Origin of the sequence: Variovorax atrisoli 110B (assembly GCF_000382045.1) — a bacterium.
GTDB lineage: Bacteria > Pseudomonadota > Gammaproteobacteria > Burkholderiales > Burkholderiaceae_C > Variovorax > Variovorax atrisoli.
Window position 1 is genome coordinate 316,134 of record NZ_KB907453.1, and the last position, 12,800, is coordinate 328,933.

At 70.1% G+C, this 12,800-nt stretch carries 12 protein-coding genes; 2 read left to right on the top strand and 10 right to left on the bottom strand.

Annotated features, from left to right (window positions below; translation table 11 throughout):
• Nucleotides 1–271 precede the first annotated feature (271 nt).
• Nucleotides 272–1,933: an energy-dependent translational throttle protein EttA gene (ettA, locus tag G369_RS0115375; protein WP_019654898.1), complete on the top strand. Its 1,662-nt coding sequence runs from the start codon at nt 272–274 to the stop codon at nt 1,931–1,933.
• A 107-nt stretch (nt 1,934–2,040) separates the two neighbouring features.
• On the opposite strand, the gene G369_RS0115380 is transcribed toward ettA, so the two are convergent.
• Genes G369_RS0115380 through G369_RS0115400 form a run of 5 tightly spaced genes read right to left on the bottom strand, consistent with a single transcriptional unit; the run spans nt 2,041 to nt 7,201 of the window.
• On the bottom strand, nt 2,041–2,508 hold the full coding sequence (locus tag G369_RS0115380; RefSeq protein WP_019654899.1) for a carboxymuconolactone decarboxylase family protein: 468 nt from the start codon (nt 2,506–2,508) through the stop codon (nt 2,041–2,043).
• Nucleotides 2,423–2,923: a MerR family transcriptional regulator gene (locus G369_RS35820; protein ID WP_019654900.1), complete on the bottom strand. Its 501-nt coding sequence runs from the start codon at nt 2,921–2,923 to the stop codon at nt 2,423–2,425. The genes G369_RS0115380 and G369_RS35820 overlap by 86 nt, the downstream gene beginning before the upstream one ends.
• 51 nt (nt 2,924–2,974) lie before the next feature.
• Nucleotides 2,975–4,765, bottom strand: a complete 1,791-nt coding sequence (gene pabB / locus G369_RS0115390) for an aminodeoxychorismate synthase component I (RefSeq protein ID WP_019654901.1) — start codon at nt 4,763–4,765, stop codon at nt 2,975–2,977.
• Entirely contained in the window at nt 4,755–6,152 is a 1,398-nt protein-coding gene (locus tag G369_RS0115395) for a TAXI family TRAP transporter solute-binding subunit (protein ID WP_019654902.1), read from the bottom strand. The genes pabB and G369_RS0115395 overlap by 11 nt, the downstream gene beginning before the upstream one ends.
• A 17-nt stretch (nt 6,153–6,169) precedes the next feature.
• Nucleotides 6,170–7,201 (bottom strand): P1 family peptidase, encoded by a 1,032-nt coding sequence (locus G369_RS0115400; RefSeq protein WP_019654903.1) that lies wholly within the window; start codon nt 7,199–7,201, stop codon nt 6,170–6,172.
• A 41-nt stretch (nt 7,202–7,242) separates the two neighbouring features.
• Between G369_RS0115400 and G369_RS0115405 the strand changes: the two genes are divergently transcribed.
• Nucleotides 7,243–8,544 carry an NAD(P)/FAD-dependent oxidoreductase gene (locus tag G369_RS0115405; protein ID WP_019654904.1) on the top strand — a complete coding sequence of 434 codons (1,302 nt, stop codon included), beginning with the start codon at nt 7,243–7,245 and terminating at the stop codon, nt 8,542–8,544.
• 2 nt (nt 8,545–8,546) lie between these two features.
• Here the strand turns inward: G369_RS0115405 and G369_RS0115410 are convergent, their stop codons facing one another.
• Genes G369_RS0115410 through G369_RS0115430 form a run of 5 tightly spaced genes read right to left on the bottom strand, consistent with a single transcriptional unit; the run spans nt 8,547 to nt 12,791 of the window.
• On the bottom strand, nt 8,547–8,837 hold the full coding sequence (locus G369_RS0115410) for a copper-binding protein (RefSeq protein ID WP_020723084.1): 291 nt from the start codon (nt 8,835–8,837) through the stop codon (nt 8,547–8,549).
• 35 nt (nt 8,838–8,872) lie between these two features.
• Entirely contained in the window at nt 8,873–9,328 is a 456-nt protein-coding gene (locus tag G369_RS0115415) for a DUF411 domain-containing protein (RefSeq protein ID WP_026346401.1), read from the bottom strand.
• An 11-nt stretch (nt 9,329–9,339) separates the two neighbouring features.
• The gene (locus G369_RS0115420; RefSeq protein WP_019654907.1) at nt 9,340–9,861 is read right to left on the bottom strand and encodes a cupredoxin domain-containing protein; all 522 of its coding nucleotides are present in this window, start codon (nt 9,859–9,861) and stop codon (nt 9,340–9,342) included.
• 31 nt (nt 9,862–9,892) lie between these two features.
• Nucleotides 9,893–11,281, bottom strand: coding sequence for a multicopper oxidase family protein (locus G369_RS0115425; protein WP_019654908.1), 1,389 nt, complete (start codon nt 11,279–11,281; stop codon nt 9,893–9,895).
• A 1-nt stretch (nt 11,282) separates the two neighbouring features.
• The gene (locus tag G369_RS0115430) at nt 11,283–12,791 is read right to left on the bottom strand and encodes a TolC family protein (RefSeq protein ID WP_019654909.1); all 1,509 of its coding nucleotides are present in this window, start codon (nt 12,789–12,791) and stop codon (nt 11,283–11,285) included.
• Between the last annotated feature and the right edge of the window lie 9 nt (nt 12,792–12,800).

Below are 12,800 nucleotides of genomic sequence, written 5' to 3' on the forward strand. Positions count from 1 at the left end.
AGTGGCATCGGCCCGCTTGGCGTCTTGTTGACGCCGAGCCAGTCAAGGCAGATGAGGGTCAGGGGTGGGAGCCGGAAAGTCCGCCCTCGCAAAAGGGTGAAATGGGCCTTTCTTCGTCCCCGGCAGAGAGCCGGTGTCGCGGGCAACTGGACCCGGCAACGGAGCCTATTGTCGCATGAGTCGATAATCGGTGGTTTGCCGCGCCCGAATGCCTCCATTCCGGCGGCCGCGCGTTCCCTCGAATCCCGCTACCCAAGGTAACCAACCACACATGGCTCAATACGTCTATTCGATGAACCGTGTCAGCAAGACCGTGCCGCCCAAGCGGCAGATCTTGAAAGACATTTCGCTGTCCTTCTTCCCCGGCGCCAAGATCGGCGTGCTCGGCCTGAACGGCTCGGGCAAGTCCACGCTGCTCAAGATCATGGCGGGCGTCGACAAGGAAATCGAGGGCGAGGCGCTGCCCATGCCCGGCCTGACCATCGGCTACCTGGAGCAGGAGCCCAAGCTCAACCCCGAGCACACGGTGCGCGAATCCGTCGAGGAATCGATGGGCGCCGTCAATGCGGCCAAGAAGCGCCTCGAAGAGGTCTACGAGCTGTATGCCGCCGAAGACGCCGACTTCGACGCGCTCGCAGCCGAGCAGGCCGAGCTCGAAGCCATCATCGCCACCGCCGGCACCGATTCGGAGCACCAGCTCGAGATCGCCGCCGACGCCCTGCGCCTGCCGGCCTGGGACGCCAAGATCGGCGTGCTCTCGGGCGGCGAGAAGCGCCGCGTGGCCCTGTGCCGCCTGCTGCTGAGCAAGCCCGACATGCTGCTGCTCGACGAACCGACCAACCACCTGGACGCCGAATCGGTCGAGTGGCTCGAAGTGTTCCTGCAGCGCTTCCCGGGCACCGTGGTGGCCATCACCCACGATCGCTACTTCCTCGACAACGCCGCCGAGTGGATTCTCGAACTGGACCGCGGCCGCGGCATTCCATGGAAGGGCAACTACAGCACCTGGCTCGAGCAGAAGGGCGAGCGCCTGGCGCAGGAGCAGAAGAGCGAGGAAGCCCACGCCAAGGCCCTGAAGAAGGAACTCGAGTGGTCGCGCCAGAACCCGAAGGCGCGCCAGGCCAAGAGCAAGTCGCGCCTGGCCCGCTTCGAGGAGCTGAGCGACGTCGAATACCAGAAGCGCAACGAAACGCAGGAAATCTTCATTCCTGTGGCCGAGCGCCTGGGCAGCCAGGTGTTCGAGTTCAAGAACGTCAGCAAGTCCTTCGGCGACCGCCTGCTGATCGACAACCTGAGCTTCAACGTGCCCGCCGGCGCCATCGTCGGCATCATCGGCCCGAACGGCGCCGGCAAGTCGACGCTGTTCAAGCTGCTCGCGGGCAAGGAGAAGCCGGATTCGGGCGAGGTCGTCATCGGCCAGACCGTGAAGATGGCCTTCGTCGACCAGGCGCGCGACGCGCTGGCCGACCAGAAGACCGTCTGGGAAGACATCTCGGGCGGCCTGGACATCATCAACGTCGGCAAGTTCCAGATGGCCAGCCGCGCCTACGCGGGCCGCTTCAACTTCAACGGAGCCGACCAGCAGAAGAAGGTCGGCACGCTGTCGGGCGGTGAACGCGGCCGCCTGCACCTGGCCAAGACGCTGATCGCCGGCGGCAACGTGCTGCTGCTGGACGAACCGTCGAACGACCTCGACGTGGAAACCCTGCGCGCGCTGGAAGACGCGCTGCTCGAGTTCGCCGGCACGGTCATGGTGATCAGCCATGACCGCTGGTTCCTCGACCGCATCGCCACGCACATCCTCGCGGCCGAAGGCGACAGCCAGTGGACCTTCTTCGACGGCAACTACCAGGAGTACGAGGCCGACAAGAAGAAGCGCCTGGGCGAGGAAGGTGCCAAGCCCAAGCGCATGCGCTACAAGGCGTTGAAGTAGGGCTCGCCCCCAGGCTGCGCGACACTTCGTGTCGCTGCGCCAACCCCCTGCCGGGGCAACACCGGAGGCCCGGCAAAGCCGGTTCCTCGGTGTTCCTGGAAGGGGCCTCAGGTCATCTCGGCAAGAGCGTGCGGTTCCGCAAGGGGCCGCGCGCTTTTTTCATCGTCCGCCGCGAACACGTCGCGCGCCGCGAAGAGGCCGTTGAGCGCGGCCGGGAAGCCCGCGTAGACCGCCATCTGCATCATGACCTCGACCACCTCGTCGCGCGTCACGCCCACGTTCAGCGCGGCCTGGATGTGCACCTTCAGCTGCGGCGTGGCATTGCCCATGGCGGCGAGCGCGGCCACCGTCGCGATCTCGCGGGAGCGCAGGTCGAGGCCGGGGCGCGAGTAGATGTCGCCGAATGGGAACTCGATCACCAGTCGGCCGAAGTCCGGCGCGATGCCGGCCAGGCTCTCGACCACCTTGACGCCGCCTTCGCCGTCGATCTCATGAAGCTTGGCCAGGCCACGCGCGTAGCGCTGGCTGTCGCCCTGAACCTGGTCTTGCCGTTGTTGTTGTTGTGTGTTCGTCATCGCTCGTCTTTCCTTTCCGGGCCTTGCCCGACAGAGGAGGACGCTCGTTCGTCTTCTCGACCTTGCGGTAGTGGTCGATCTTGAGCGACAGCGCCTGCATGGATTGCTGCAGCGCCGCCACCTTGGCCTGAACCTCGGCGAGATGCCGCTCGAGCATCTCGCGCCGTTCGCCGACGCTGGCGTCCCCCTGGCTTCGAAGCCTGACGAAGGCCTGCATGCCCTGGATGGACATGCCGGTCTCGCGCAGGCGCAACAGGAAATCCAGCAGGTCCATGTCGGCGCTCGCATAGCGCCGCTGGCCGCCCGGCGCACGGGACACCGCGGCGATCAGTCCGATGCGTTCGTAGTACCGCAGCGTGTGGGCCGTGAGGCCGGTTCGTTCTGCGACTTCCGCGATGGTCAGGCTGGTTTCCATGGCATCGATTCTCGAAATTAGAGCGCGCTCTAAGTCAAGCGCCTTGTCGAACTATTTTTGAACGCCGTCCAGGTCGGCGTCCAGCCAGCCGCGCAGGCTGTTCATGAAGGCCAGGGCCTGCACGCGGGGCAGATCCTCCACCCGCACGACCGCTTCGGCAAGCTGGCCGTCGCGCACGCGGTTGGCCCGGCCGATGCCGTTCAGCAATCCGCAGTGCAAGGGCGGCGTGACCCAGCGGCCATCGAGCAGCAGGGCGATGTTGCCGCGCGTGCATTCGGTGATTTCGCCATCGCGGTTCCACAGCAGCGTGTCGAACACGCCGGGCTGCGTGGGCGCAAAGGCTTCGTAGTGGGCGCGGCGGGTGGTCTTGAAGCGGGTGAATTCGCCATGGGCCTCGTCGAACGGGCGCGTGGCGAGCTGCAGGCGCACGCGCGCGGGCGGCGCCTCCATTGCGAAGGCTTCGGCGCGCGGCATGCCCTGCGCATCGAGCAGCAGGCGCACGCGCCACGTGCCGGCGCTGTGCCGGGCCTTCAGGTCGTCGAGGCAGGAGGCGACCGACGCATGGTTCCACGGGCGCCCGAAGTGCGCTGCGGCGGCTGCCATGCGCGCCAGATGTGCCGGCGCGTCGCGCAGCTCGCCGTCCGCCAGCGCGAGGGTCTCGAGCAGGTCGAACGATGGCGTCGCGGCCCTGCCTGCCCGGTCCAGGAAGGCGCGCTTGTGTCGCCATTCCTCCCACTCGGCGTCGGCCAGCGCATCGGCGGTGATGCCGCTGCCGATGCCGCAACGGGCCTTGCCGTCGCGCAGTGTCACGGTGCGTATCGGCACGTTGAAGGTCGCGTGCCCGCCGGGCCGCACGACGCCCACCGCGCCGCAGTAGACGCCCCGCGGCCCGGGCTCCAGGTCGCGGATCATGCGCATCGCGCTCACCTTGGGCGCACCGGTGATCGAGCCGCACGGGAACAGCGCCGCGAACACGTCCGCCAGCGTGGTGCCTTCGCGCACCCGGGCTTCGACGTCCGAGGTCATCTGCCACACCGTCGGCAGCGCCTCGGTGTGGAAGAGGCGCGGCACCTGCACCGAGAAGGGTTGTGCAATGCGCGAGAGGTCGTTGCGGATCAGGTCCACGATCATCACGTTCTCGGCCCGCTCCTTCGGCACCGTGCGCAGCCGCTGCTCGAGCGCCTCGTCCTCCGCCTGGGTGGCGCCGCGCGGGGCGGTGCCCTTCATGGGCCGCGTAAGGATGCGGTCGTCCTGCCAGTCGAAGAAGAGCTCGGGCGACACCGACAGCACCTGTTCCTCGCCGGTGTCGATGAAGGCGGTGTAGCCGTCGGGCTGGGCCTGCCGCAGCGCCATGAACAGGGCTTGCGCGTCGCCGTGGAAGCGGGCGTGCAGTGCGGCGGTGTAGTTGAGCTGGTAGAGCTTTCCGTCCGCGATCGCGCGATGGATGGCCTGCATGCGGACATCGAAGTCGGCGCGCGCGAGATCGAGTTCCCAGCCGATCGGTGCAAGGGCAGCGTCGTCCGTGGCGTCGAGCCACGGCAGGGCTTCGTCGTGCACTCCGAACCATGCCAGCGGCCCGTCCGCCGCGTGCACGGCGAATGCGCGGTCGAAGGCCGCCGCCGCCTCGTAGCGCAGATAGCCCACGCACCAGTGCCCCTCGCGCGCCAGTGCCTCGACGGCGTCGAGCACGGGCCGCACCTCGGCCGCGGTGCGCGCCGCCAGCACGCGCGACGGCGCACCGAAGCACAGGCGCAGCCGGCCCGCCTCGCCGTACGGCTGTGCGAAGTCGATCAGCGTGCGCGAGGTCGCGGGCCGGGTTTTGCGGGCGTCGTCAGACGGCATCGTTCGCCGCTGCCGTGGCCGGGTCGGCCACGTCCGCCTGCGGCGCCTTGGCCAGCACCCGCTTGCGCACCGCATAGATGTTGTTGCGCAGCGCGTAGAGCTCGTCGGCATACGACAGCGGCACCGCCACCTTGTTGACCACGCGGTCGAGCTGGTCGAGCTCCTCGAGCAGCGACTTGCGCTCGTCCTCCTTCGCCAGCGCACGCGTGTCGACCTTCGCCTCGATGTCGCGCAGCCGCGCATACCAGCGGAACACGCGCCGGCGCACGCGGAACTGGTAAAGCGGCGGCACCACGCGGCTCAGCGGCAGCATCAGCACCAGCAGGCCGCCGAGCACCAGCCACATGCGTTCGACGAGGTTGCTGGCCCAGAAGGGCAGGTAGCGCTGCCATGCCGGCGGCGTGCCGTTGATGGCGCGGTCGCCTTCGGGGCTCACTGGCAGTTCGCTGGTGCGGGTGTTGGGGAAGTCGCGCGCGCGGTTGAACCAGCCGGCGCCGCTGTGCACCGTCTGCGCGGCCTGCGCGAAGAGCTGGCGCAGCGCCGGGTGGGTCTCGTCGCGCGACAGCAGCGAGGTGGTGGCCGCGAGCAGCGACACGTCGTGCGGCGGCGCGTCCTTCGACAGGTCGATCATCCCGCGCGACAGCGTCACGGCCGAGAGGAAGGGAAAGCGCCGCGAGTAGGCGTCGGCCTGCCCGAAGTCCATGAGCTTGATCGAATCGGAGCGCAGCAGCCGCTGCACCTGGGGCGACTGCGGCGCGGAAGACAGCACGATGGCGTCGAGGAGGCCGGCCTCCAGCGCCTCGGCGGCCGAGGCCTGCTCCAGGTTCGACAGCAGCAGGTCGTCGGGCCCGAGCCTGTTGGCCTTGAGCATGCGCTCCATGATGTCGGGCAGCCCGCTGCCGGGCAGGTCGACGTTCACGCGCAGGCCGCGCAGCTGGGTGAGCGAGGTCAGCGTGGCGGTCTTGCGATCGATCTTCTGGGCGGAGTCGGTCCGGTAGAAGAGCCAGATCGGCTCGTAGAACAGGCTTCCCAGCGAGGTGAGGCCGGCTTCCTCGTCGGCCACCGGGTCGGCGCTGCCGCCGCGCACGAAGCCCACGTCGGCGCCGCCGGTGCGCAGCAGCTGCAGGTTCTCGGTCGAGCCCGAGGTGGGCTTGAGCTCCACCTCGATGCCCTCTCGCTTGAGCGCCTCGGCATAGCGCTTGCCGAACTGTGCGTAGGCGCTGCCCGTGGGGCCGGTGGCCAGCGTCACGTGCTTGGGCGGCTGCGGCTGCAGCCACCAGTAGGCTGCGATCAGCAGCCCGATGACGATGAACACGATCGGCCCCGCCGAAGCGATCAGGTCGCGGATCGACAGCAATATCAGCTTCAGTGTCCTTGGGAACGCCATGGTGTTGCCTCCCGTGGTCAGCCGCGCGCCTTGCCCAGGTCCGCGGCGCAGGGAATGTGCAGCTCGCCCACCGTCACCGTGCGCGCGGCCAGCACCGCGCGCAGCGTGGCAATGGCGGCGACTTCGGCGGCCATGGTGCTCAGCACCGTCATGCCGGGCGCGTCGCCTTCCAGCGGCACGCGGCCGGTGGCCAGCGCGAACAGCGTGTCGCCGTCGCTCATGGTGTGCACCGGGTTGATGGAACGCGCCAGCCCATCGTGCGCGACCATGGCGAGCCGGTTGGCCTGCACCTTGGTCAGCACCGCGTCGGTGGCGATCACGCCGATGGTGGTGTTGGTGCCGGCCAGCAGCGGCTTGGGGCTGTCGCCGCGCAGCAGCGCGCGCCGGGTGTCGAGCAGGCGGGTGCCGTCCTCGGTGCGCGCGCCGGCCACGGGCTGGCCGGTGTTCGGGTCGATCACGTCGCCCAGCGGATTCACCGCGATCAGCGCGCCCACGGTAACGCCGCCGACCTTGACCGATGCGGTGCCGACGCCGCCCTTCATCGCGCGATGCACGCCGAAGAGCTTGCCCACCAGCGCGCCGGTGCCGGCGCCCACGTTGCCTTCCGCCGGCGCGGCGGTGCTGGCGGCCTCGCAGGCGGCATAGCCGGCGGCCGCATCGGGTCGGATGCGCGCGTCGCCCATGGGCAGGTCGAACAGCACGGCGGCCGGCACGATGGGCAGGGTGCCGAAGCGCACGTCCATGCCGATGCCGCGCTCCTCCATCCAGCGCATCGCGCCCTCGGCCGCCGCCAGGCCCCAGGCGCTGCCGCCCGCGAGCATCACCGCGTGGATCTGCTGCACGAGGTTGCCGGGGGAGAGCAGGTCGGTCTCGCGCGTGCCGGGCGCGGCGCCGCGAACGTCCACGCCGGCCACGGCGCCCTCGCGCGCCATGATCACGGTGCAGCCGGTGGGGCGGCGCGTCTCGGTGAAATGGCCGACCTCGATGCCGGCGACGTCGGTGATGGCACCGGCGGAATGGGAGAGGAGAGAGGAAGACGGTGCTGACATGGCGGCCGATTATGAGACCGCACCCTCTACCATCGCCGTCCATGACGGTTGCAAGAAGTTTCTCTTCCCCGGGCGGTGCGCGCCACGTGGTGGTGATCGGCGCGGGCGCGGTCGGCAGCGCCACCGCCATCGAGGCGCTGCGCGCGGGACTGCGCGTGACGGTGCTGGAGCCCGGCGAGCCCGGCGGCCCGCACGCCACCAGCTACGGCAATGCCGGCTGGCTCTCGTCGCACTCGGTGGTGCCCCCCGCGCTGCCGGGCGCATGGCGCAAGGTGCCGGGCTGGCTGGCCGACCCGCTCGGCCCGCTGGCCCTGCGCTGGCGCTACCTGCCGCGCGCCATGCCGTGGCTGCTGCGCTACCTGGCCTCGGGCTGGACCGAGGCGCGCGTGCAGCGCACCGCCGACGCGCTGCGAACGCTGCTGGCCGATGCGCCTGTGCTGCATGCGCGGCTGGCAGCCGAGGCCGGCGTGCCCCAGCTCATCGAGCGGCGCGGGCTGCTGCATGCCTACCGCTCGCGCGCCGAGTTCGATGGCGACGCGCTCGGCTGGCGGGTGCGCCGGCGCACCGGGGTGCAATGGGAGGAATGGCCGCAGGACGAACTGCGCCGCCGCGAGCCCGACCTCGACGCTCGCTACACGCTCGGCATCTTCGTGCCCGAGGCCGGTCACTGCCGCGATCCGGGCCGCTACGTGGCCGCGCTGGCGCGGCACGCGCTCGGCTCGGGCGCCGAGCGCGTCATGGCTCGGGCGACCGGCTTCCGCATCGAGGGCGGCCGGCTGCGCGCCGTGCTCACCGAGGCGGGCGAAATCGCCTGCGACGCCGCCGCCATCTGCGCCGGTGCGCGTTCGGGCCCGCTGGCGGCGGCGGCCGGCTCGGCGGTGCCGCTGGAGTCGGAGCGCGGCTACCACGTGGTCGTCGACGACGCGACGGCCGGCCCGCGCACGCCGACCATGGTGGCCGACGGCAAGCTCATCGCGCACTGGATGGACGGCGGCCTGCGCGCCGCCGGACAGGTCGAGATCGCCGGCCTCGACGCCGCGCCTGACTGGCGCCGTGCCGAGATCCTGCACGCGCACCTGCGATCGATGTTTCCCTCGCTCGCACCAGCCGCGCCGGGCTCGGCCTCGGTGAAGCAATGGCTGGGGCATCGCCCGAGCCTGCCCGACGGCCTGCCCTGCATCGGGCCGGCCGCCGCCACGCCCGACATCGTGCTGGCCTTCGGCCATGGGCACGTCGGCCTGTGCGGCTCGGCGCGCACCGGGCGGCTGGCGGCGCAACTGCTGGCGCGCACGGCGCCCGAGATTCCGCCGGAGCCTTTCGACCCGGCGCGATTCGGCCGCTAGGCTCAGTTCGCCGGCGCGATCGACAGCACCGTGAGCGCGCCGTCGACCTTGTCGGCGGTGAACTGCACCTTGTCGCCCGGCTTCACCTTGGACAGCAGCGCGGGGTCGCTCACGCGGAACACCATCGTCATGCCGGTCATCTCGAGGTTGGGAATGTCGCCGTGCTTCAGCGTGATCTTCTTCGCGTCGAGGTCGACCTTGCGTACCTCGCCTTCGACGGCGGGCAGGGCAGCCTGGGCGAAGGCCGCGGCGGCGAGCAGGGCGGTGCAAAGGGCGGTGAACAGTTTCTTCATGATCGGTTTGCTTCCTTGTTTCATCGAGGGGTGAGTCAGCGATAGCTCTGGTAGACGCGCGTGCTGCCGTCGGCCAGCACCAGCAGCACGTCGTAGGGATCGCGCTGGTCGCCATAGGCGGGGCCGTCCATGCCCGGCGAGCCGACCGGCATGCCGGGCACCGCGAGGCCGACGGCCTTGGGCTTTTCCTTCAGCAGCCGCTGCACCTCGCGTACGGGGACGTGGCCTTCGATGGCGTAGCCGCCGACCAGGCCCGTGTGGCACGAGCCCAGCTTGGCGGGCATGCCCAGCCGGTTGCGCGCGGCCACATTGCCTTCGTCGTGCACGCGGGTGGCGAAGCCGTTCCTGTTGAGGTGCTTCACCCAGTCCTGGCAGCAGCCGCAGTTCGGGTCCTTCCAGATCTCGACCATCGGCGCGGCGGCCCGCGCCGTCGTCGTGGCGAAGGGCAGGGCCGCGCAGGCAAGTGCCAGCAGCATGTTTCTTCTGTGCATCACGTTCTCCTTCAGGACTTGCCGCCGGTGGCGGGCAGCACGCGGACGCGGCCGGCCATGCCGAGTTCGTAGTGGTCCTTCACGAGGCAGGCGAAGTCGAAGTCGCCCGCGCGGTTGAAGGTCCAGACCATGCTGCCGGTCTTGCCAGCGGGCACGTGGACCATCCACGGGTCGTCGTGCTCCATGTCCGGAAACTTCTTCATCATGGCCGCGTGGGCCTCGATCTCGGCGGTGGTGCCGAGCACGAGTTCGTGCAGCTCCTTGCCGCGGTTCTTCAGCCGCAGGCGGACGGTGTCGCCCTCGCGCACCTCGATGACCGAGGGCGTGAAGGTCATGTCGTCGGCCATCGCGATGTCGATGGTGCGCTTCACCGCGGCGGCCCTGCCCGCGATGCCCCAGGGCTTCTGCTCCGGGGCGAGTTCGGCTGCGCCTTTCGGCTTGGGCTTGTCGTGGGCCTCGTGAGCGAAAGAGGCACTGGCGAGTGCCGCGAGCATGAGGCCGGCGGCGATGGACTTGAGGTGTGTCTTGTTCATGAGGTGAGCTCCGTGAAGAAAGGAGAAGAGGTCAGTGGTTGTGCGCGTCGTGCCCCGAGGGCTTGCGCACGGTCGCGTCGGGCCTGGCGCCCGTCGGCGAGGCGGGCGTTTCCTTGCGGGCTGCCGGCGGCACGTTCGCGTTCGGTACCTCGCGCGCCACGGTGCCCGCCGGGTGCCTGAACCAGCCCGGGTCGCGGTAGTCGCCCGGTTTCTGGTCGCGCCGCACCTTCAGCAGCGTGAACATGCCGCCCATCTCGGCCGGGCCGAAGGGGCCGGTGCCGGTCATCATCGGCACGGTGTTGTCGGGAATGGGCATCTCCATCTCGCCCATGTCGGCCATGCCCTTGTCGCCCATCACCATGTAGTCGGGCACGAGCTTCCTGATCTTTTCGGCCACGCCCTTGTGGTCGACGCCGATCATGGTCGGCACGTCATGGCCCATCGGCCCCATCGTGTGGTGCGACTTGTGGCAGTGCAGCGCCCAGTCGCCTTCCTCGTCGGCGATGAACTCCATCTGCCGCATCTGGCCCACCGCCACGTCCACCGACACCTCGGGCCAGCGCGCGGTGCGCGGCACGGGGCCGCCGTCGGTGCCGGTCACCTCGAACTCGTGGCCGTGGATGTGGATCGGGTGGTTGGTCATCGTCAGGTTGCCCACGCGTATGCGCACGCGGTCGCCACGGCGCACGTTGAGCGTGTCGATGCCCGGGAACACGCGGCTGTTGAAGCTCCAGATGTTGAAGTCGGTCATGGTGTTGACCTTGGGCGTGGCGCTGCCGGGCTCCACGTCGAAGCTGCCGAGCAGGAAGCAGAAGTCGCGGTCGGCCTTCTCGATCAGCGGATGGTCGGCCTTGGGGTGCGTGACCCAGAAGCCCATCATCCCCATCGCCATCTGCACCATCTCGTCGGCGTGCGGGTGGTACATGAAGGTGCCGGGTCGGCGCGCGGTGAACTCGTAGACGAAGGTCTTGCCCGGCGGTATGTGCGGCTGGGTGATGCCGCCCACGCCGTCCATGCCGTTGGGCAGCCGTTGGCCGTGCCAGTGCACGGTGGTGTGCTCGGGCAGCCTGTTGGTGACGAAGATGCGCACGCGGTCGCCTTCCACCACCTCGATGGTCGGGCCGGGCGACTGGCCGTTGTAGCCCCACATGTTGACCTTGAAGCCCGGCGCCATCTCGCGCACGACCGGCTCGGCGACGAGGTGGAATTCCTTGACTCCGGAATTCATGCGCCAGGGCAGCGTCCAGCCGTTGAGCGTGACGACGGGGTTGTAGGGCCGGCCGTTGGGCGGTGAAAGCGGCGGCGCGGTGGCGGTGGAGCCCTGCGACACCGGTTCGGGCAGCGCTGCCATCGACACGCGGCTCACGCTCGTGGCGGCGACGGCTGTGGCAGCGCCCGCGAAGAAGTTGCGGCGGTTCATGTCAGTGGCCTCCCGTTGTCGGCGCTTCGGCGGCCGAAGCGGTCTGCAGCGCCGACATGCCGCCGGGCGAACTGCCCGTGAGCGCCAGCTGCAGGTCGGTGTCGGCGATCCAGAAATCGCGCTGCGCCTCGATGCCCGCGTTCACCGCGAGCATGCTGGCGCGCGTCTCGGCCAGCAGTTCCCACACGCTGGCGAGCATGCCGTTGTAGCGAAGGACCATCTCCTCGTTGACCTTCCTGCGCAGCGGCAGCACCTCGTCGCGGTAGCGGCGCGCCAGCGCATAGGCCGTGTTCCAGCCCTGCCAGGCTTCGCGCGCCTCGCTCGCGGCGAGCACGCCCACGTCGCGCACGCGCGCGGCCGACTGCAGGTACAGCGCCTCGGCACGGCCGTTGCGCGACTGGCCCCAGTCGAAGATGGGAATCGGCAGGTCGAGCTCGAAGCCGCGCTGGGTCTTCTTCGTGCGGTCGGCGTCGTTCTCGAAGGTGGTGTTGCGCACCAGGCCCAGCTCCATCGCATTGACGACGCTGGTGGCGCGGGTGAGGCCCAGCGAGCCGGCCACGGCGGTGTTCTGCGCCTGCGCCGAACGCACGTCGAGCCGGTCGCGCAGGGCCAGCGCCTGCACGTCGCCGAGTTCGGGCGCGGCCTGCGGCAGGGGCGGCAGGCGGTCGGGCAGGGTGTAGCGGGCGGCGCGATCGCCGCCCAGGCCCATCAGGCGCGTGAGCTGTTCGCGCGAAGCCACCGCGGCCTGCTCGGCGCGCGCCAGCTGCGCGGCCGCGTCGGCCAGCAGCAGCTGCTCGCGCGTGCGCTGCAGCGCGCTCCAGTTGCCGACCTGGGCCATGCGGTGCGCGAGCTCGGCGCCGGCTTCGGCGGCTTCCTTCGCGTCGCGCAGGTAGGCCACGCTCTGCTGCGCCGCCACCGCGCGCACCCAGGCGCGTCGCGTGTCGGCGGCCAGCACCAGCACGCTCTGCGCGGCCTGCAGCTTGGCCGCCTCGTGCCGCTGGCCGGCCCACCGGGCCTGCCATGGCAGCGTGACGAGGCCCAGCACGTTGAAGCTGAGCATCCGCTCGAACTCGCGCTCGCGGCCCTGCGCGAGGCGGCTGAACGACAGCACCGGGTTCGGCAGGCTCGCGGCCTGCACGCGGTCGGCGTCGCTCAGCTGCAGGGTGGCGAAGGCGTCCTGCACGCGCGGACCGTTGATGAGCGCGATGCGCACCGCGGCCTCGACGTCCAGCGGCTTGGCCAGCAGCGCATCGACGCTCTTCAGCGAGGCCTCGTCGGGCGCGCGCTGGGCGGTCGTGCCCGCCATGAGCGGATTGGTGCCGACAAGCGCCTGCACGTCGGCGCTGCCGCCGTCGGGCGAGAGGCTCGCGCAGCCGGCGAGCACCAGCGCGGCGGCCAGCGCTGTGCCGATCTTGACGGTCCTGATGGATGGGAGCCGGGGCGGGCGCGCTTCATTGCGCCTGCGATGGCCACGGATGCCGGCAGGCTGCCGGCGAACGGGGGAATTCACTTTCGATCT

What these genes read in the sequence shown, in the direction of transcription:
- ettA (WP_019654898.1), top strand. Translation starts at nt 272, where the DNA reads ATGGCTCAATACGTCTATTCGATGAACCGTGTCAGCAAGACCGTGCCG.
- G369_RS0115380 (WP_019654899.1), bottom strand. Translation starts at nt 2,508, where the DNA reads ATGACGAACACACAACAACAACAACGGCAAGACCAGGTTCAGGGCGAC.
- G369_RS35820 (WP_019654900.1), bottom strand. Translation starts at nt 2,923, where the DNA reads ATGGAAACCAGCCTGACCATCGCGGAAGTCGCAGAACGAACCGGCCTC.
- pabB (WP_019654901.1), bottom strand. Translation starts at nt 4,765, where the DNA reads ATGCCGTCTGACGACGCCCGCAAAACCCGGCCCGCGACCTCGCGCACG.
- G369_RS0115395 (WP_019654902.1), bottom strand. Translation starts at nt 6,152, where the DNA reads ATGGCGTTCCCAAGGACACTGAAGCTGATATTGCTGTCGATCCGCGAC.
- G369_RS0115400 (WP_019654903.1), bottom strand. Translation starts at nt 7,201, where the DNA reads ATGTCAGCACCGTCTTCCTCTCTCCTCTCCCATTCCGCCGGTGCCATC.
- G369_RS0115405 (WP_019654904.1), top strand. Translation starts at nt 7,243, where the DNA reads ATGACGGTTGCAAGAAGTTTCTCTTCCCCGGGCGGTGCGCGCCACGTG.
- G369_RS0115410 (WP_020723084.1), bottom strand. Translation starts at nt 8,837, where the DNA reads ATGAAGAAACTGTTCACCGCCCTTTGCACCGCCCTGCTCGCCGCCGCG.
- G369_RS0115415 (WP_026346401.1), bottom strand. Translation starts at nt 9,328, where the DNA reads ATGCACAGAAGAAACATGCTGCTGGCACTTGCCTGCGCGGCCCTGCCC.
- G369_RS0115420 (WP_019654907.1), bottom strand. Translation starts at nt 9,861, where the DNA reads ATGAACAAGACACACCTCAAGTCCATCGCCGCCGGCCTCATGCTCGCG.
- G369_RS0115425 (WP_019654908.1), bottom strand. Translation starts at nt 11,281, where the DNA reads ATGAACCGCCGCAACTTCTTCGCGGGCGCTGCCACAGCCGTCGCCGCC.